The following is a 17,858-nucleotide window of genomic DNA, read 5'->3' as shown; positions in this document are numbered from 1 at the left end:
GGGGCCCCGTCAGTTTCAGCTGCGTTGATCTCCGGAGGCCAGGCTGCGGGCATACCCCGCGCCCATGCCCAGCAGCACCAGCCCCACCACGATGAACGCCGCCACCCGGAATATGCCGTCCAGCGTCGCGAGGTCGAACAGGAACAGCTTGGCGGTCGCGGCCGCAGTGAGAGCCAGCCCGGCGGTGATCGCCTGGTGGCGCTCCTGCCCGGCCACCCGCAGCGCATAGACGAACAGTGCCGCCGCCACGCCGATCCAGATGATGGTGGCCGCCATCTGGCCGGCCAGGAAGCCGCCGCCGGTGCCGGCGATCAGGACTCCGGTTGTCACCGTGAACGCGGTGACCGCGTAGGTCACCAGGGCGCCCGCCGCGGCGAACCAGAAGCGGACCAGGTCGGGGTTCTGCTTGGCGACGCCCGTCCAAGTCCGCGTCACGACGACCGCAAGCGCGATGATGAGCAGGCTGGCCGCCAACGTGGACACGGCAACCGACGTCGGCACCGTGGTCGCCCGCACCAGTGCATGCAGCGGGGCGTACCTGATGAACAAGCCGGTGCCGACGACACCGAATCCGGCTGCGGCCCAGCGCGCTACGATGTCGCGCCGCCCGGCGAAGGCCACCACGATCGCCAGCGCAAGTAGTAGGGGACCTTCGACATAGCCGTCGAACGCGACGGTGAGCGCAACCAGCGCCGAGGTCGCCGACCATGACGACCAGATGCGGGCGACGGTCCGGGGGTGCTTACCGACCAGCGCGACCGCCAGCATGGCTGCGGCCAATGCGGCCGAAAGAGCTGCTGCCAGAGCGTGATTGACTCCGATCGCGCTGACCAGAATGGGTACCGTACCGGCGACGGTCAGCAGCGCAAGCGCGCCCTTATCGGTCGTGGTCGGCAGCAGGATCAGACCGCCGGCGATGGACAGGATCGCCGCCACCCCGCAAGCACCACCGAGCAACCAGGCGTTGTCGTGATCGCTGATCGCAATCAACGCGAACAGCAGTGGCAGCGTCGGCGCGGCGATCCGGGCAGCGTGCATCCAGATCCAGTCTTTGCCGAGTTGTACCGGCAAGGCGGCCGCCGACAACGCCAGCATGAAGCTGACGAGCAGCAGGTCCACGCCGTGGGTCAGCGCGGGTGCCAGTCCGATCAGAGGCACCAGCACCAACAACGCCAGGTGTTCGGAATCCCATCGGCGGGCCAAAGCCAGGCCCGCGCCGCCTACCGCGGCAGCCAGCGCCAAACCAAATGGCGCCGGGATCCATTCGTAGATGGTCACGACCGCGATGACATCCAGGTACGCGGCGGCAATACCGGTGGCGGCCAGCGCGATTGCGCCAACGTGTCCGCCCGGGCGGCCACGCAACCGAGTGGCCACCGCCACCAGGCCGGCCGACAGCGCGCCACCGCCCGCCACCCGGATCTCCGGCCGGAGCAGCCCGGCCTTTGCGGCGAGCACCAGCAGCAGCACCACGCCGATCAGCGTCACGGCCACGCCCGCGACGGCGAGAAGCTTGCCGATCCAACGGGATTCGGTCGGTGCCGGCGGCGCTGGGGGAGCGGGATGCGGCGCTGGGGGAGTGGGATGCGGCCGCACTGACGGTACCGGCGCGGGACGCGGCGCCCGTTGGCGTGGCGGCCGCGGCGGCTGCGGGGTCGCCGAGGCGGGCGTCCAGTACTGCCAGTAGTTCTGCCAGTACGGCACTGGCTGCTGCGGAACAGGCTGTGGTGGCGCGGCGTGCTGGCCCGGCGCTCCTGGTGGCGTGACCGGCGCCGTAGTCGCAGCGGTCGCGGCGGTAGCGGTGAAGAGTCGGTCCAGTTGGCTGAGCTCGCCGGATACCCGAGACATCTGACGGGCCAACGCGTCGAATTCTTGGGTCAGCCGCGTCAGGACAGCACGGTCCGGCTGGTGGGATTGGGTCATAGTGGTCCACCCTGCCGGGTGAGATGCGGGTGATGGATGAGTAGGACTACCCGAAGTCCGTCATTCGTCCAGCCCGTGCTCGATGGCGTAGCGGGTCAACTCGACCCGATTGGCCACCTGCAGCTTGCGGAACGTCGCCTGCACATGGTTCTCGACAGTGCGGTGGCTCAGCGACAGCTTCTCGGCGATCTGCTTGGCGGACATACCCTTTGCGACGTAGCGCAACACCTCGGTCTCACGCTCGGTGAGGCTGGGGGTTGCCGGGCCCGGGCTCGGGTTCTGGGCGATGCGCCGGTATTCACCCAGCACCAGCCCGGCCAGGCTCGGAGTGAAGACCGCCCGTCCGGCCGCGGTGGCCCGCACGGCGTCGGCCAGTTCGGCTTTCGACGCGCTTTTGACCAGGTATCCCGTCGCGCCGGCTTTGACCGCCTCCAACACGTCGTCACGTTCGTCTGATGCCGAAAGCACCAGTATCCGGCTGTCGGGTGAGACCTCGAGGACTTCCATCGTCGCCTGCACACCGTCGCCGTCGGACAGGCGCATATCCATCACCACCACGTCCGGTTTGACCACGGCCGCCCGCCGGCGCGCGGCCGCGACACCTTCGGCCGTGGCGACCACGTGGAACCCGTCGTCGGCGAGGTCTCGGGCGACGGCGTCCCGCCAGATGGGGTGATCGTCGACCACCATCACCGTCGGCTCGGATTGCTCGGTCACGATGCCCCCTTACCTCGTGGCACCTGCAACTCCCATTCGGTGCCCTCGCCCTCGCCGGTGGTCAGTACGGCGCTGCCGCCCAATGAGCTCAACCGTCCCACAATCGACTTCGAAACACCCACGTGTCCCTGGTCGGCGGCCTGCTCGAGCCGGCCGGGCGCGATCCCGACGCCGTCGTCGCGGACGCTGACCGTGACCGCGTCGCCGAGGTCCTCCAGGAGCACGAATGCGTGGGCGTTCGGTCCGGCGTGCAGGCGGACGTTGTCCAGCGCATTGCCCACCGCGGCGTCCAATTCGGTGGCGACGTCGATCTGCAGAGGCACCGCAGTTCCGGGCAGGCTCATCGACACCCGATCGGATTCCCGGCGACGCAGCAGCGCCCTCAGGTCGATCGTGGCGTCATGCTGATCGGTCTCCATGTCCGTCGAGGTGACCCACTTGCGCAGCGCGCGTTCCTGTTCCCCGGCCAGCTTCGCGAGTTCGGCTGTGGCACCGCCTATTTCATTGCCGCGGCGGGCCACCAGGGCCAGCACTTGTATGACGCCGTCGTGCACCTGCCGGGATAGCCGCTCACGTTCCTCGACCGCTGCCGTCAACCGGGCGGCACGCTGCAGTTCGGCATGTGCGCGCCGCGCGGTACTGGCGGCGATGCCCACCGCCAGACCGACGGCCAACTCGACGATGACGGTGGCGTTGCGCCCCAGGTTGACATTGAGATAGCCCTTGACGTATTCGCTGGTGGCGGTGACGGCTGCGCCCGTCAGCAGCCCGCCGGCCGGCCCGAACTGCAGGGCCGCCGAGATAGTGGCGTTGCTGGCCCACAATGTCGTGGGCCAGGTCTGGTTGTTGTGCGCCCACTGGCCGGACGCGACGACTTCGGTGGACAACATCAGCAACACGACCACTACGAGTTCGGCGATCACCCAGGCCGGGCGGCGGCCGAACCCGCGCAGGTAGGCGACCGCACATGCCACGCTCCACCCGATCAGCACCGCGAATAGCGTCCAACCCAGCGCGGGATGGCGCAGATCCGCGCTGACTGCGATGTGGAAACCCAGCGCGTACAGGCAGCTCAACAGCCGGAACAGTTGCGCGGCCCGCCACAGCGGTGTGGTGGGATCGGGACCTTCGGTGGTCACCCGGTCAGCTTAGAGCGGACCGCGGGCCTCAATCAGTCGCGCCGCGTCAGGAACTGTTGGCGGGTGATTCGCCGGTTACGGCTCTGGCTAGCCTCGGAACCATGACTGATCTGGTGGAGCGGGTGCGTGCGGTGTTGCCGTCGGTGCGGCGTGATCTCGAGGATCTGGTGCGCATCGATTCGGTGTGGGCCGATCCGGCCCGGCGCGATCAGGTGCACCGCAGCGCGCAAAGGGTTGCAGACCTGTTGACTCAGGCCGGTTTTCACGACGCGAAGATCGTCAGCGAGGGCGGGGCTCCAGCGGTGATCGCGCACCACCCGGCACCACCCGGCGCGCCGACCGTGCTGCTCTACGCCCACCACGACGTGCAACCCGAGGGCGACCGCGGCCAGTGGCACTCGCCGCCGTTCGAGCCGACCGAACGGGACGGGCGGCTCTACGGTCGCGGCACCGCCGACGACAAGGCAGGCATCGCAACACATTTGGCCGCGTTCCTGGCGCACGACGGGCAGCCGCCGGTGGGTGTGACGGTGTTCGTCGAAGGCGAAGAGGAGTCGGGGTCGCCGTCGCTGGGACGGTTGCTGGCTGCGCACCGCGACGCACTGGCCGCCGACGTGATCGTGATCGCCGACTCCGACAACTGGAGCACGGAGATACCGGCGCTGACGGTGTCGCTGCGGGGGATGGCCGACTGCGTGGTGGAGGTCGCCACCCTCGATCACGGCTTGCACTCCGGTTTGTGGGGCGGCGTGGTGCCCGATGCGTTGACTGTGCTGGTGCGGCTGCTGGCCAGCCTGCACGACGACGACGGCAACGTGGCCGTGCCGGGCCTGCACGAGTCCGATATCGCCGGCCTGAACTACCCCGACTATCCACCCGAGCGGGCGCGCACCGACTCCGGGCTGCTGGATGGCGTGAGCGAAATCGGGTCGGGTTCGGTGCCCCAGCGGCTGTGGGCCAAGCCGGCCATCACGGTGATCGGCATCGACACCACTTCCGTGGCAGCGGCATCGAATACGCTGATCCCGCGGGCGCGGGCCAAGATCAGCATCCGGGTGGCGCCCGGCGGGGATGCGGCACGGCACCTGGACGCCGTCGAAGCCCACCTGCGCCGCCACGTCCCATGGGGTGCCCACCTCGAAGTCATCCGCGGTGAAGTCGGCCAACCGTATGCGATCGAGGCCAGCGGTCCGGTCTACGACGCGGCGCGGGCAGCGTTCCGCCAGGCGTGGGGGACCGAGCCGATCGACATGGGCATGGGCGGATCGATCCCGTTCATCGCCGAGTTCGCCGAGGCGTTCCCGCAGGCGAAGATCTTGGTCACCGGGGTGGAGGATCCCGGGACGCAGGCGCACAGCATCAACGAGAGCCTGCACCTGGGGGTGCTGGAGCGTGCGGCGATAGCCGAGGCGCTGCTGCTGGCAAACCTGGCCACATAGCGTCTAGGTTTTGCCCTGTTTGAGTTTCGATCCGCGGCTCGGATTGTCCGACGGCTCGAAGGGTGTGTACCACCACCATTGGGCGCGTTCGCCGGTGGGGCCGGTGCAGGGTTTGACGTCGGGTGGTGCGGTGGTGGGGGGTCGGGCCAGTGAGCCGGTGGGCAGGGGTCGGCCGTTGCTGTCGGTGACGGTGAGTTGGTCGGCGGGGCCGGTGAGGGTGATCAGGCCGCGGTGATGTGCGCGGTGGTGGTAGGGGCAGACCAGGGCCAGATTGTGCAGTTCGGTGGGCCCGCCGTCCTCCCAGTGCTGCAGGTGGTGGGCGTGTAGGCCGCGGGTGGCGCCGCAGCCGGGCACCACGCAGCAGCGGTCGCGGTGTTCTAGGGCGCGGCGCAGCCGGCGGCTGATCTGGCGGGTCTCGCGGCCGGCGCCGATGACCTGCCCGTCGCGCTCAAACCAGGCTTCCCAGGTGGCATCGCAGGTCAGGTACCGGCGTTCGGCCGCCGACAGGAGTGGCCCCAGGTGCAGGGCGGCGGCGGGTTTGTCGAGGTCGAGGTGCACGATCACGGTCGTGTGCTGGGCGTGCAGCCGGCGCGCGACTTCGGTGTCCCAGCCGGCGGTCACCAGACTCAGGAACGCATCCACGGTGTCGGGCAGCGGGGGGCACTGGGATGCTGCGGCGGCGGCGTGGTCGCGTTTCCAGTCGGTCACCAGCGCATCCAGGTGCGCCTGCAGGGCGGTATCGAACAGGGCGGCTTCAGCATGGGGCAGGGTGATCCGCCAGGTGGTGGATTGCTCGTCGCCGGTCTTGGAGATCGAGCGCTGCGGACCCGGGCGTGGCTCGGGGCAGGGGTCCTCCGGTCGCGGCTCCAGCTTGATCGCGGTGCACAACTGGGAGACGGTGGCTACCGCGGCCAGCTCGGCGTAGTGCTCATCGGAGCCGTCGGCGGCGCGTTCGGCAATGACCCCGACCTGATCCAGCGAGAGCCGGCCCTCGCGCAGACCGGCCACGCAGCGCGGGAACTCCTGCGCGCGATGCGCCACCGCGGCGATGGTCTTGGCGTTGCGCGGGGACACGCCGGTACGCCAGGCCACCAACGCCGAGACCGACCGTGCGCCGGTGGACCCCCACAGTTCGTCGCGCTCGATCTCGGCGACGATCGCCACGATCCGACCATCGATCGCATTACGCTGACCGGTCAGCTCCGCCAACTCCTCAAACAGCACCTCAAGGCGCTCAGCGGGAGTTACCGCCACGGCAGGCGATGCGCTCGAAGACATGACCCCATCAAAGCAGCGGGGTCCGACAAGTCTCGGCTGTCCAACCTGAGCTGGAAGCGTGAACGCGTTATTTATGCAGCGGCACAGGCTGATTGGCCAAATTGGCGTAGTCGGCGCGCTAGCGCTGGGGCCTCAGCACCACAACGGGGACCGGTAGCGACGTGCGTGACTGGTCCCTAAACCGACAAGTCGCGCCGCAGCTTGGCGACGTGTCCGGTCGCCTTGACGTTGTACTGCGCGACCTCGATCTTGCCCTTCTCGTCGATCACGAACGTCGAGCGGATCACCCCGGTGACCTTCTTGCCGTACATCATCTTTTCGCCGAACGCGCCGTAGGCCGCCAGCACCTTCTTGTCCGGATCCGACAGCAGCGGAAAATTCAATCCTTCCGCATCGCGGAACTTCGCCAACTTCTCCGGCTTGTCGGGGGAGATGCCGACCACGTCGATACCGGCCTCGTTCAGCTCATTCAGACTGTCCCGGAAATCGCAGGCCTGCTTGGTGCAGCCGGGTGTCGAGGCCGCCGGATAGAAATACACGACGACGCGGCGTCCCTTGAAATCCGACAGCGAAACCTTGTTGCCGTCGGCATCGGGCAGGCTGAACGCGGGCGCTTTGTCGCCGGGCGCCAAGCGGGTGTTCTCGGTCAAGGTGCATCCCTTTCTCGTCACCGGAGCGTCGGCACTAGGGTAGTTCGTCAGTGCACCAGCCTGACTTGGAGGACAGACACGTGGCGGACCGCGATCCCGACACCATCAAGCAGGAGATCGACCAAGCCCGCAACCAGCTGGCGGCAACCGTCGACTCGCTTGCTGAGCGTGCGAATCCTCGCCGCCTAGCCGATGACGTCAAGGCCAAGGTGTTCGAGTTCCTGAACAAGCCCATCGTGACGGTATCGCTGACCGGGGTGAGCGTCGTCGCGGTCATCGTGGTGATCCACCGGATCCGCAACCGCTGACCCGGGCAGTCAGTGGCGCGCCACGAAATAGCCCGAGATCAGCGCTTTCATCCGCCGCGACGGTGACAGCGGCGCCGCCACCCGCATCACCTTGTTCCCCAGACCGGGCATCACAGTGACCTTGCCCGCCCGCATCGCCTCGTATCCGGCCTTGGCCACCGGCGCGGCGTCCATGATGAAGCGGTCCAGACGTGCCCAATCGCCCACCCCGGCAGTCCGCCCGAATTCGGTGCGGGTCGGGCCGGGGGCGAGGTGGGTGCAGGTGACCCCGGTGCCGTGCAGGTCGGAGGCCACCGCCTCAGAAAAGCTGCGGACATAGGCCTTGCTGGCCGAGTAACCGGCCTCTAGACCGTGTGGGATGACGTAGGCGGCGATCGAGCTGATATTGAGAATCGCGCCGTGGCCGGCCTTCACCATCCGCGCCGCATACAGCGTCGTCAGATCGGTCAGCGTCACCACGTTCAGCTGGACCATTCTCGACACCGCAGCCGGGTCGCACTCCTGGATCTTGAGCCCGAGGATCCCTACCCCGGCATTGTTGACCAGGTACTCGACGTCGACGCCGAGGTCGTCGACGCGGGACACCAGGTCGGCTCCGGCACCCGGTGCCGACAGGTCCATCGTGATCGGGTCGGCGCGCACCCCGTGGCCAGAACGCAGTTCGTCGGCCAGCGCGGCGAGCTCGGTGGCACTGCGCTCGCTGGAGACCACGACCAGATCGACGCCGTCGGCGGCGAACAAGGCCGCCAGTTCGCGGCCCAGCCCGGTGGAGGCGCCGGTGACCAATGCGCTGTTCATGCGTGCAATCCTGAGTCGCTGGTCACGTGGATCGGGATGTCGTCGGCCCACGGCTGCGCCTCGGCCATGTCGGCGACCTCGACGTAGCCGCGCTCGAACTCACCCGTCGCGGCGTCGACGAGGCGGTACTCCTGACGCTGAGTCTGAATCGGCTGGGAGTCGAGGATGATCACTCGTACCTCACCTGGCTCGAAGCCGCAACGCTGCTGCAGCGCCTCGATGAGGCACTCGTTGTGCAGGTGCCCGTCGCCGAAGTTCCACCCGAGCACCATCGAGCACAACACCTCGCCCTCGCACAGGTTGTAGTCGTCCTCGTCGTAACCGGCCAACGCCCGGTGCACCAGGGTGAACAGCGCGCGACCGTGGGTGTTCATGCCGCGGAACGCATACGCCAGATGGATGGGAATCAGGGCATCCTCTTTGCTCTTGTACAGCCGCTCCAGCTGCAGATGCTGCATGGGGCCGAGCGCCTTGGACCCGATCCGGATCTTCTCGTCCGCCGACGGCTTGACGCACCACACCGTGGTGTCCCAGTTGCCGGCGTAGTACCGCATCCCGGGCAGGAAGGAAACCTTGCGCGGGAACAGGTTTCCGATCACGACGGTCCCGGCCACCACCGCGAACAGCAGCACGACGGGCCACGGGTTGCCGGTGTCGGACAGCCCCACATGGGCGTGCGCCACGAACAGCCACAGCACGCCGAAGATCATGAACACGTTCCACTCCAACGGCACCCCCATCGGAAACGCCAACAGGATGTTGAGGTGGAACACGACCATCACGAACGCCGCGATGGCCGTCGGCCAGCCGCCGTGCGAGAACAACAGCACCAGCGGCACCAACCCCTCGACCGCGGTGGAGAAGTGCGCGATGAAACCCGATAATGCGCTGGGCCGCAGATCATCCGGGAAGCGCCTGAACAACGACCGCTTCAAGATCCCCGAGGGAATGAACGGATTGTTGGCCAGCATCGTCGAGATCACGAACGGGAAGTGCTTGTTCAGCTTCGACGTCGCCGCACCCAGCCAGATCACCATGAACACCACCTTGGCGCCGACGACGATGTCGGCCCCGGTGAACAGGAACGCCAGCGTCAGCGGCGCGTACACCTCGCCGCGGGCGGCCAGGAAGATGATCTTGTCGCGCAGGCCCAGCAGGGCCAGCACGCCCAAGACCGCGACCGGCTGCCACTTCGGGAGTACGCCAATGGTGGTGTCCAGAGCCGGAATCGGGCCGGTACCGCCGGAGAGCAGAGCGACGAAGAGCAGCATCAGCAGGGCGGCGTAGAGCACCACCTCCAGCAGGGTCCGGTTGCTGCCCTTGGTCAGCGGGATCCGGTCGGGCCACGGTGGCAGCCGGATGGTGTCGGGCCGCAGCCAGTACAGGATCGAGCCCATCGGCGGGAAGTAGCGCCCAGCCATCGGTCCGAAGCAGCAGCCGAGGCCGACGACCTCGAACAGCATTGTGTAGAGCACAACCTTCTGGAAGACGATCGGCTCGGTCCACCACGCGGTGACGTCGGTGAAGCCGCCGATGCCCGGCGTCGACCACGCGCACATCCAGGCGCCCAGAATGTAGAGCACGATCTTCACGCCGTACATCACCGGCATGATCAGCGGGGTGCCGAACCCGTTCTCGGCGATGTGCCGCTGCATCGGTATCACCCGCTCGGAGCGAGTGCCGTTGCTCCACTCGGGGATGTCGACGACGGGCAGATTGGGCTGGATGAATCCCATTGCGGCTCCTTCGACGGGTGCCAGGAAAAAGTACCTGCTGCGAGGCGGGCGCGACAGGTCCTTTGCCGACTCAGTGGGATAGTTTTCGGTGGGCGAGACCAGCCGGGAAAGACCATGTTGCGATCAGCGCGATCCCATTGGCCGGGCCGACCCGGCCGGAGTCGTCTGCGATCGATCGCCACCATGTGGAACGTTGCTCAAATACGTTGTGACACAGAGTCTTTAACCGGATTGTGCCGACGGGGGAGAGCCGCTCCGGCCGGCCAGGAGGCTGGGGTTCAGCGGGTCCGGCCGCGCCGGCGCGCGTGGACAAGCGCAGGCCCGCACTGGCACCGTGCAGCCTGTGCCGTGCCCGAGGACCGGGCCGCAGACCAGCCCGGGGACGGGCGTCGGAAAGGAATGTGACGTGGGAGCTGCCACGGTGCGAATCATCGGCGGCCACAAGCGCTTTGACGCCGGCAGCCTCGCACTGGCCGACGTCGACCTGGCCATCGACGAGGGCGAGTTCCTGGCGATCCTGGGGCGAAGCGGAAGCGGCAAGTCCACCCTGCTGCGGGTGATCGCCGGACTGGAGGAGCTGACGTCGGGAACGGTCGAGTGGTCGGACGCGCACGGCGTCACGCGGCCTCACACCGGGGTGGTGTTCCAGCAGGCGCTGCTGCTGCCTTGGCTGACCGCCGGCGAGAACGTGCTGCTCGCGGGGCGGTTCGCCGCGCAGAAGGCGTCGTTTGAGCGCGAGTACGCCGAAGAACTGCTGCGCCGGTTCGACCTCGAGCGCGTCGCCGACCGTTACCCCGATCAGCTCTCCGGTGGCCAGGCGCAGCGCGTCGCGATCATCCGTGCGGTCGCGACCCGGCCCCGGCTGCTGTTGCTCGACGAGCCGTTCAGCGCCCTGGACCCCGCCATCCGCGCCGACCTGCAGGCCTGGCTGGGTGCGCTGGCGGCCGAACTTGCCATCACCGTCGTCCTGGTCACCCACGATGTGGACGAGGCGCTGCTGCTGGCCAGCCGGGTGGTGCTGCTCGGCGCCGATGGACGGATCCGACGCGAGTGGCGACCTGGCAACGAGGCGCTGCGGCAAGAAATTCTCGACCAGTATCGCCTGGTCGAACAGTGACGAGTGCGCTTTCGCGGCGGTCGTTGTTGACCGGCGCGCTGGCCGCGGCCGGCGGGCTGGCCGGGATCGCCGACCTGGCCCACGCCGCCGCCGCCGACCGCACCAACACCACCGGGCAGCTCCGCATCGGCTATCTACCCATCACGGACGCGGCGCCGCTGCTGATCGCGCACGCTGCCGGGCTGTATCAGCCCGGCGTGGTCAGTGCGGCCAAACCGGTGTTGTTCCGCAGCTGGGCGTCGCTGGCCGAAGCGTTCGTCACCCGTCAGGTCGACGCGGTGCACATGCTGATGCCGACCGCGATCCAACTGCGCTTCCTGTTGCGTCGTCCGGTGAAGATGTTGAGCTGGAACCACACCAACGGGTCGGCGTTCACCGTCGCACCGCACATCACCGACCTCGGGCAGCTGGCCGGAACCCAAGTGGCGATACCGTTTTGGTGGTCGATCCACAACATCATCCTGCAGCAACTGCTGCGCGCCCACGACCTGGTGCCGGTGGTGCGCAGCAGCGCCTCGCGCAGCGCCCGCACCGTCGAGCTGATCGTGATGAGCCCGTCGGACATGGTGCCGGCGCTGGCGAACCGTTCCATCAGCGGCTACGTGGTAGCCGACCCGTTCAACGCGATGGCGCAGGTGCGCAAGATCGGCCGCATCCACACTTTCCTCGGCGACGTGTGGCGCGATCACGCCTGCTGTGTCGTGCTGGCCCACGACGACCTGATCGAGCATCGTCCGCAAGCGGCCGCCGCACTGGTCGACTCGATAGTCGTTGCACAGCAACGTATCAACACCGACCGGCCCGCCGCCGCGACGGCCTTGTCGACAGGGGCGTACCTGCCCCAACCGTTGCCCGCGATCAAGACCGCCCTGACCTACCGGCCCCAGGATTACCGAATCGTCCACCCCGAATGGCAACCACAGCGGTTGGGCTATCAGCCATTTCCGTTCCCGAGCTTTACCCGCCGGCTGGTGGAGGCCATGCACGACACCGTCGTCGACGGCGATCGTGGTTTCCTGGACCGACTTGACCCCGCGGCCGTGCATGCCGAACTGGTGGACGACACCTTCGTACGGGCTGCGCTGGCCACCCACGGCGGACCCGAATCCTTCGGTCTGCCTTCCGATTTGACCCGAAACGAACAGGTGCAGCCGCGATGACCCTGGATACTGCGACCGCCTCGGCCCATGCCTTCGCCGGTGCGATTGTGCGCCGCTGGTGGCCGCCCGCGCTGGCGATCGGGGCGGCGGTCGCATTGTGGTGGCTGGCGACCGCGGTCCTGGCCCCGGCGCAGTCCCTGCTTCGTGAGACCACTCCGGACCGGGTGATCCGATCGCTGGCCGATCTGTTCAACCGCGGTGTGCTGCTGCCAGACACCGGGGTCAGCCTGTGGCGGCTGCTGATCGGCTTGCTGGTCGGCGTGGTGCTCGGCGTTCCGGCCGGATTGCTGATCGGGCTCAACGATACCGCCGAGCGCGCCACCCGCCCCGTCGTGCAGTTTCTGCGGATGATCTCGCCGCTATCCTGGGCGCCGATATCGGTGGCGCTCTTTGGAATCGGCAACGAGCCGGTGATCTTCCTGATCGCCGCGGCATCGGTGTGGCCGATCCTGATCAACACCGCTGCCGGTGTGCACGCCGTCGAGCCGGGTTATCTGCAGGTGGCCCGCTCGCTCGGCGCCACCCGGGTCGAACAACTCCGGGTCGTGGTGTTGCCGGCCATCCGCGGGCACCTGCAGACCGGGCTGCGCGTCGCGCTGGGCATCGCCTGGGTGGTGCTGGTTCCCGCCGAAATGCTGGGCGTGCGTTCGGGTCTGGGCTACCAGATCCTCAATGCCCGAGACCAATTGGCGTACGGCCAGGTGGTCGCGGTGATCGTGGTCATCGGTGTGATCGGCTACGTGCTGGATCTGGCGGCGCGCCGGTTGTTGTCTGGGTCGCGCACCGACCGGCAGAGTTGAGCGCCCCATCCGCCGTCGCCTTTCGTAGCGCCCGGATGCCCGCCGCGTAACGGCATTCCGGCGGTACGCGTAGTCCACTACGCGGTTCATGACGGCCACTGCAGGCGAAGCTGAACGCACTGGAGGGTGGGACGCCAGCAACGACCGCCGGCCAGACAGCTGATTCGAATACCCAGGAGGCCCGAAATGACCGCAGCAGTTGAACCCGTGGCCGGCGGCGCACCCGAGACCGAAACCAGTGAGGTCGTGGCGTCGACGCCGGTGCTGATCACCGTGCAAGAGGTTGCCTTCAGCACCGCGACGGTGCTGTCGCCGGAGCCGACAACGGCGCGGCGGTGGTACGCGGCGCCCTCCGTGGTCGCGATGGCGGTGCGCAGGATGATGGTGTCGGCGACACCTGACAACCCCGCTCCCCGGCGGGTCTACCCGAAGCGCTATTCCTTCCTGGAATCCGCCTCCATGTCGCGCGAAATGGATCGGCTGTAGGAGTTTCGGCGCCGTGCCCAGGACTGGAGAGGGGGCAGCCCTGGGCGCAAGGCGCGAAATTGTCCATGAATTGTCTCGTCTGGTGAGGAACGCACGGTTATAGTCGCCGTGTGATCAGCGGAGATCCGTTGACAGGGCGGGACAGCGAGCTGGCCGCCATCAACCGTGCGTTGGGCGGGGCGGGAAAATACTGCGGCGTGGTGATCGCCGGCGCCGCTGGTGTCGGCAAGACCGCCCTTGCCCGTGAAGTCCTTCGCCGAGCCGAGGCAAGCGGCCAGCGCACGAACTGGATTGTCGGCACAGAGTCAGCGCGCCCGCTGCCGCTCGGGGCGTTCATCGGGTCGCTCGGCGACGGGATCGGCGACCCCCTGACCAACGTGCGTCGTGTCACGAATTCGTTTGTCGCCCAACAGCGGCAGGGCCGCACGCTGGTGGGGGTCGACGACGCGCACCTGCTCGACGGGTTGTCCGCGCTCGTGGTGCACCAGCTGGCGCAGTCGCGTGGGACCCGCCTGGTGGTAACCGTGCGCACGGGAGGCGAGGAGCCCGACGCGGTCACCGCCCTATGGAAAGACGGTCTGTTGGCTCGACTGGAGCTTGCACCGCTGACCGATGAGTCGACGCGCGGCCTGATCGAGAACACGCTGGGCGGACCGGTCGATTCCCGCAGCGCCCATCGGCTTTGGAAACTCACCGCGGGAAACGCGTTGTTCTTGCGCCAGCTGCTGAGCGCCCAGGTCGCGGCCGGCCGGATTCGGCAGGCGGCCGGGGTGTGGATGTGGGATGACGACGTGGCGGTCTCGGCCAGCCTGCACGACGCGGTGGGTCGGCAGTTAAGTTGTCTTACAACGCAATTGGCGTTAGTTGTCGATACCCTGTCGCAGTGTGAGCCACTGCCGGTCGACGTGTTGTGTGGCCTGGTGGGTCGCGACGAACTGGAGACTGCCGAGCAGATGCAACTGGTGAGCATCGAGCGCACCGCCGACAGGCTGATGGCGCGGCTGGCACACCCGCTGTTCGGCGAACTCCGCCGCGCCACGGCGGGCGAGATGTACCTGTCCAGAATTCGGGGCCAGTTGGCCCGACGGCTGTCGAAGGATACTGACGCCGACATGCGCGCGACCGTGCGCCGGGCGCTGCTCACCCTCGAGTCCGATCTCGACCCCGACCCGAAGCTCTATCTGGAAGCGGCACGGCATGCGATGACGCTGCTCGACCTCACCTTGGCCGACCGTTTCGCGACCGCCGCCGCCGAAGCGGGGCTGGCCGATGCGGTCGGCGTTCGGGCGATGAACCTGGTATTGCTCGGTCGCGGCGAGCAGGCGGAGACGGCCTTACGCGAGATCGGCGCGGGCCACGAGGATGCTCATCACTGGGCGACGGTGCGGGCGGCCAACCTGGTCTGGATGCTGGGCGGCCCGAAGGACGCCGCGGCGATCCTCGATGGCCTGGCGCGGACACCGGAGACGCCGTCGCAACGGGCCGAGCGCATCGCGGTGCAGGCCTGCGTCGACGTGGTATCGGCGCGGTGCGCGGCAGCCGTCGAGAAGGCCAGGGCCGCACTGGGTTCTGCGGAACTGCCGGATTTTCACGCCATGATGGCATCGCTTGCGTTGATCATGGCGATGGGGGCGCTCGGCGACGTCGAGGACCTCGAAGCCGTTGCCGACGCGGCACTGCGTCGCGCCACCACCTCGTTTCAGGCATCGCATATGCGGTTCTGGTTCGGTGCCGTATACGGCCGGGCCTGCCGGTTGACCGGCCGCATCGATGAATTCATCAGCGCCGCAGAACAGCTCGCCGAGTCAGCCCGCGACGTTCCCGGCCTTGCCTATGCGAACCTGGCGTTCCTGTTGGGTCAGGCCGAACTGGTTCGCGGTGCCGCCGCCGACGCGGCCAGGCTCCTGCACGAGGCGCAGGCCGGGGTGCAGCGGCACGGCGTCACCACGGGACTGCATCCGGCCAGCTGTTTCGCGTTGGCAGAGGCGCACGCCAAGCTCGGCCAGCCCGCACCCGCCAATGATGCGGCGGCCCAAGCCCGGTCGTGTGTGCCGCCCGACTATTTGTTCATGCACACCGGGTTGGCGCTGGCATCGGGTTGGGCATCTGCGGCCGGCGGTTGCCTGACCGACGCCGTCGAGACCGCGCGTGCCGCGGCCGCGCAGGCGCGTGAGCGTGGCCAGCCGACCCACGAGCTGGCTTGTATCCAGGCGGCGGCCCAGTGGGGTGACGGCTGCGGTGCCGAACGCGCCCGCGAACTGGCCGAGGTGTTGTCGTTACCGATCGCCGATGTGGTTGCGCGGCATGCGGAATCGCTGCGCGCCAACGATGGCGACGGGTTACTGGCGGCGTCGAACGAATACCGGGCCATCGGTGATCGGGCTGCGGCCGCCGATGCCGCGGCGCAGGCCGCCGCGGTGTTCACCCGCGATGAACGAAGCAAACGTGGCCTGTACGCGGCGGCCCTGGCGCGGGAACTGGCCGACGAATGTGGCGGCCTGGACACGCCGGCGTTGCGCAGCCGGGTAGGTCTGCCGCTCTCCGGCCGCCAGCGTGACGTCATCGAGCTCGTGGTCGCCGGCCTGTCCAACCGCGAGATCGCCGAACGACTGGTGGTCTCAGTGCGCACCGTCGAGGGCCACGTCTATCACGCTTGTCAGCGGGTGGGAGCCCAGTCCCGCGAGGAGCTGACGGCCATCGTGAGCGCCGGCCGCGGCGCACGCTGAGCCGTAGGACCGCGGGTCGGCGCGGCTCAGCTCGCCGCGACGGCGCTGGTCCAGGCCAGCGGATTCAGTTCGCGGAATGGGTCTTTGGCGCGGAGGTCCAGCAGGTCGGCCAGGATGGCCTCCAGCGCCTGCCGGGTCTGCTCCCGTACCGAGGCCACCCAATATTCGTTCGACACGCCGTCGGGCGTGGTGGTGACGATGGGTTTGCCGAAGCGCAGATACATCCGCTGGGGGCGGGGAATGAAGGTGGGCCCGACACCGCGCATCAACGGCATCGCCATGTCGGCGTCGCCGGACATCCGGGCGCTGACGGCCCGGCTGATCCGGCCCAGCAGGCTGTCGCGGGTGACCATGCTCTTGTACACGTCGTCGCCGCCGACCAATCCGACCGGGACGATCGGGTAGTCGTTCTCCACCGCCAGGCGCGCGAACCCGGCGCGGGTGCCCCATCTGAGGGTGTATTCCTCGCCTTTGAACTTGGCGATCTCACGGCCGCCGCCGGGGAACACCAGGATGGTTTCGTTGTGCCGCATCAGTTCTCGCGCCGTTTCGGGATCACCGATGACGCCCCCGTAGGCCGTCATCACGTCGTGGCCGAACCCGGGTTGCTGGGCGAAGCGGCGGTCGGCAAGGGGCCGTACCCGGGCGCCGATGGCGCGCCGCACGAAGTGTGGGACCAGCAGCACCTCGCCGCCGATGAATTGAGTGTGGTTGCCCACCAACAGGAATCGGCCGTCGGCGGGCAGGGTGTCCAGTCCGTCGACGTAGGGACGGTAGAGGTCGATCAGCGGTGCGATGCCGCCCTGCAGCTTGTCCAGCGCGGTGCGTAACTTCGCTACCCGCGGTGGATGATTCATCACCGCGTCGATGTCTATGGGCCGGGTTTCGATGTCTTTGCGTCGTGGGGGCGGAAAAGGAGCCATGCCGCCCACTATACCGAACGAACTAGTTCGTCTGTTATGGTTGTGACGTGCGCAGCACCGATGAACTCCGCGGCACCATCCTGGATGCCGCGCGCTCTGAGTTCGCCCACTACGGGCTGGCTGGCGCCCGGATCGACCGCATCGCCCGGGCTGCGAACGCCAGTAAGGAGCGGCTCTACGCGCATTTCGGTGACAAAGAGTCGCTGTTTCGCAGTGTGGTGGCGGCCGACAGCGCCGAGTTCTTCGCGGCCGTCAGCCTGCGCCCGGACGCGGTGCCGGAATTCGTCGGCGACATCTACGACCTGGCCCGCCGGCGTCCGGAGCATCTGCGCATGATCACCTGGGCCAACTTGGAGGGCCTGGCTCTGGACCCGCCGCCGGCCGACGAGTGGGATTCGGTACCGGCTCGCGACGTTCACGCCATCGAAGCAGCGCAGGCCGCCGGGTATGTCGATCCGTGCTGGCAGCCGATGGAGTTATTGGTGCTGCTGTTCGGGGTCGGGCTGTCGTGGGCGCTGTCGCCGCATCCGGATGCGCGGACCAGCGATCCCGAGGTCGTTGCCCGGCGCCGCGCGGACGTGGTGGAGGCCGCCCGGCGGATCGTCGCTCCGACGGGCCGCTGACCCGCAGCCCCCCGCAGCCCGGTTACCTTCGCGCG

General features: G+C 68.1%; 16 protein-coding genes. 8 read left to right on the top strand and 8 right to left on the bottom strand.

From position 1 onward, the window contains the following. Positions 1 to 15: 15 nt before the first annotated feature. From MKCMC460_RS20355 to macS, 3 genes are read right to left on the bottom strand one after another with little or no spacing between them, the layout of a single operon-like run. Complete coding sequence (locus tag MKCMC460_RS20355; protein WP_238304743.1) at positions 16 to 1,923, bottom strand: DUF2339 domain-containing protein; 1,908 nt, start codon at positions 1,921 to 1,923, stop codon at positions 16 to 18. Between the two features lie 60 nt (positions 1,924 to 1,983). After that, complete coding sequence (locus MKCMC460_RS20350; RefSeq protein WP_370653194.1) at positions 1,984 to 2,613, bottom strand: response regulator; 630 nt, start codon at positions 2,611 to 2,613, stop codon at positions 1,984 to 1,986. Between the two features lie 23 nt (positions 2,614 to 2,636). Next, positions 2,637 to 3,779, bottom strand: coding sequence for a MacS family sensor histidine kinase (macS, locus tag MKCMC460_RS20345; RefSeq protein ID WP_236976688.1), 1,143 nt, complete (start codon positions 3,777 to 3,779; stop codon positions 2,637 to 2,639). 101 nt (positions 3,780 to 3,880) lie between these two features. On the opposite strand from macS, the gene MKCMC460_RS20340 reads away from it, so the two are divergent. Beyond that, positions 3,881 to 5,218: a dipeptidase gene (locus MKCMC460_RS20340; RefSeq protein WP_238304742.1), complete on the top strand. Its 1,338-nt coding sequence runs from the start codon at positions 3,881 to 3,883 to the stop codon at positions 5,216 to 5,218. Positions 5,219 to 5,221: 3 nt separating this feature from the next. Here the strand turns inward: MKCMC460_RS20340 and MKCMC460_RS20335 are convergent, their stop codons facing one another. Then, the gene (locus MKCMC460_RS20335; protein ID WP_238304741.1) at positions 5,222 to 6,496 is read right to left on the bottom strand and encodes an HNH endonuclease signature motif containing protein; all 1,275 of its coding nucleotides are present in this window, start codon (positions 6,494 to 6,496) and stop codon (positions 5,222 to 5,224) included. A 176-nt stretch (positions 6,497 to 6,672) separates the two neighbouring features. Next, positions 6,673 to 7,146: a thioredoxin-dependent thiol peroxidase gene (gene bcp / locus MKCMC460_RS20330; protein WP_236981824.1), complete on the bottom strand. Its 474-nt coding sequence runs from the start codon at positions 7,144 to 7,146 to the stop codon at positions 6,673 to 6,675. A gap of 80 nt (positions 7,147 to 7,226) precedes the next feature. Here bcp and MKCMC460_RS20325 point away from each other — a divergent pair, with 80 nt between their 5' ends. After that, positions 7,227 to 7,454, top strand: a complete 228-nt coding sequence (locus MKCMC460_RS20325) for a DUF3618 domain-containing protein (RefSeq protein WP_236981826.1) — start codon at positions 7,227 to 7,229, stop codon at positions 7,452 to 7,454. Positions 7,455 to 7,463: 9 nt separating this feature from the next. Here MKCMC460_RS20325 and MKCMC460_RS20320 read toward each other — a convergent pair whose 3' ends face one another. Continuing rightward, a complete protein-coding gene (locus MKCMC460_RS20320; RefSeq protein ID WP_236981835.1) occupies positions 7,464 to 8,252 on the bottom strand; it encodes an SDR family oxidoreductase in 789 nt (262 codons plus the stop codon). Then, a complete protein-coding gene (locus tag MKCMC460_RS20315; RefSeq protein WP_236981836.1) occupies positions 8,249 to 9,988 on the bottom strand; it encodes a DUF3556 domain-containing protein in 1,740 nt (579 codons plus the stop codon). Before MKCMC460_RS20315 ends, MKCMC460_RS20320 begins: the two co-directional genes overlap by 4 nt. Before the next feature lie 406 nt (positions 9,989 to 10,394). Between MKCMC460_RS20315 and MKCMC460_RS20310 the strand changes: the two genes are divergently transcribed. From MKCMC460_RS20310 to MKCMC460_RS20290, 5 genes are all read left to right on the top strand, one after another. Beyond that, positions 10,395 to 11,105 carry an ABC transporter ATP-binding protein gene (locus MKCMC460_RS20310; RefSeq protein ID WP_236981845.1) on the top strand — a complete coding sequence of 237 codons (711 nt, stop codon included), beginning with the start codon at positions 10,395 to 10,397 and terminating at the stop codon, positions 11,103 to 11,105. Further along, positions 11,102 to 12,265 (top strand): ABC transporter substrate-binding protein, encoded by a 1,164-nt coding sequence (locus tag MKCMC460_RS20305; RefSeq protein WP_236981848.1) that lies wholly within the window; start codon positions 11,102 to 11,104, stop codon positions 12,263 to 12,265. The genes MKCMC460_RS20310 and MKCMC460_RS20305 overlap by 4 nt, the downstream gene beginning before the upstream one ends. Beyond that, a complete protein-coding gene (locus tag MKCMC460_RS20300) occupies positions 12,262 to 13,065 on the top strand; it encodes an ABC transporter permease (protein WP_236981849.1) in 804 nt (267 codons plus the stop codon). The genes MKCMC460_RS20305 and MKCMC460_RS20300 overlap by 4 nt, the downstream gene beginning before the upstream one ends. 186 nt (positions 13,066 to 13,251) lie before the next feature. After that, a complete protein-coding gene (locus MKCMC460_RS20295; RefSeq protein WP_238304740.1) occupies positions 13,252 to 13,551 on the top strand; it encodes a hypothetical protein in 300 nt (99 codons plus the stop codon). A 110-nt stretch (positions 13,552 to 13,661) separates the two neighbouring features. After that, a complete protein-coding gene (locus MKCMC460_RS20290; protein WP_236981850.1) occupies positions 13,662 to 16,277 on the top strand; it encodes a LuxR family transcriptional regulator in 2,616 nt (871 codons plus the stop codon). A gap of 26 nt (positions 16,278 to 16,303) precedes the next feature. Here the strand turns inward: MKCMC460_RS20290 and MKCMC460_RS20285 are convergent, their stop codons facing one another. Next, a complete protein-coding gene (locus MKCMC460_RS20285; RefSeq protein WP_370652912.1) occupies positions 16,304 to 17,200 on the bottom strand; it encodes a lysophospholipid acyltransferase family protein in 897 nt (298 codons plus the stop codon). Positions 17,201 to 17,247: 47 nt separating this feature from the next. Between MKCMC460_RS20285 and MKCMC460_RS20280 the strand changes: the two genes are divergently transcribed. Continuing rightward, entirely contained in the window at positions 17,248 to 17,823 is a 576-nt protein-coding gene (locus tag MKCMC460_RS20280; RefSeq protein WP_236981852.1) for a TetR family transcriptional regulator, read from the top strand. Positions 17,824 to 17,858: the final 35 nt, after the last annotated feature.

This window comes from Mycobacterium sp. 20KCMC460 (assembly GCF_022179425.1).
Lineage (GTDB): Bacteria > Actinomycetota > Actinomycetes > Mycobacteriales > Mycobacteriaceae > Mycobacterium > Mycobacterium kiyosense.
This window is presented reverse-complemented; position numbering and strand designations above follow the sequence as displayed.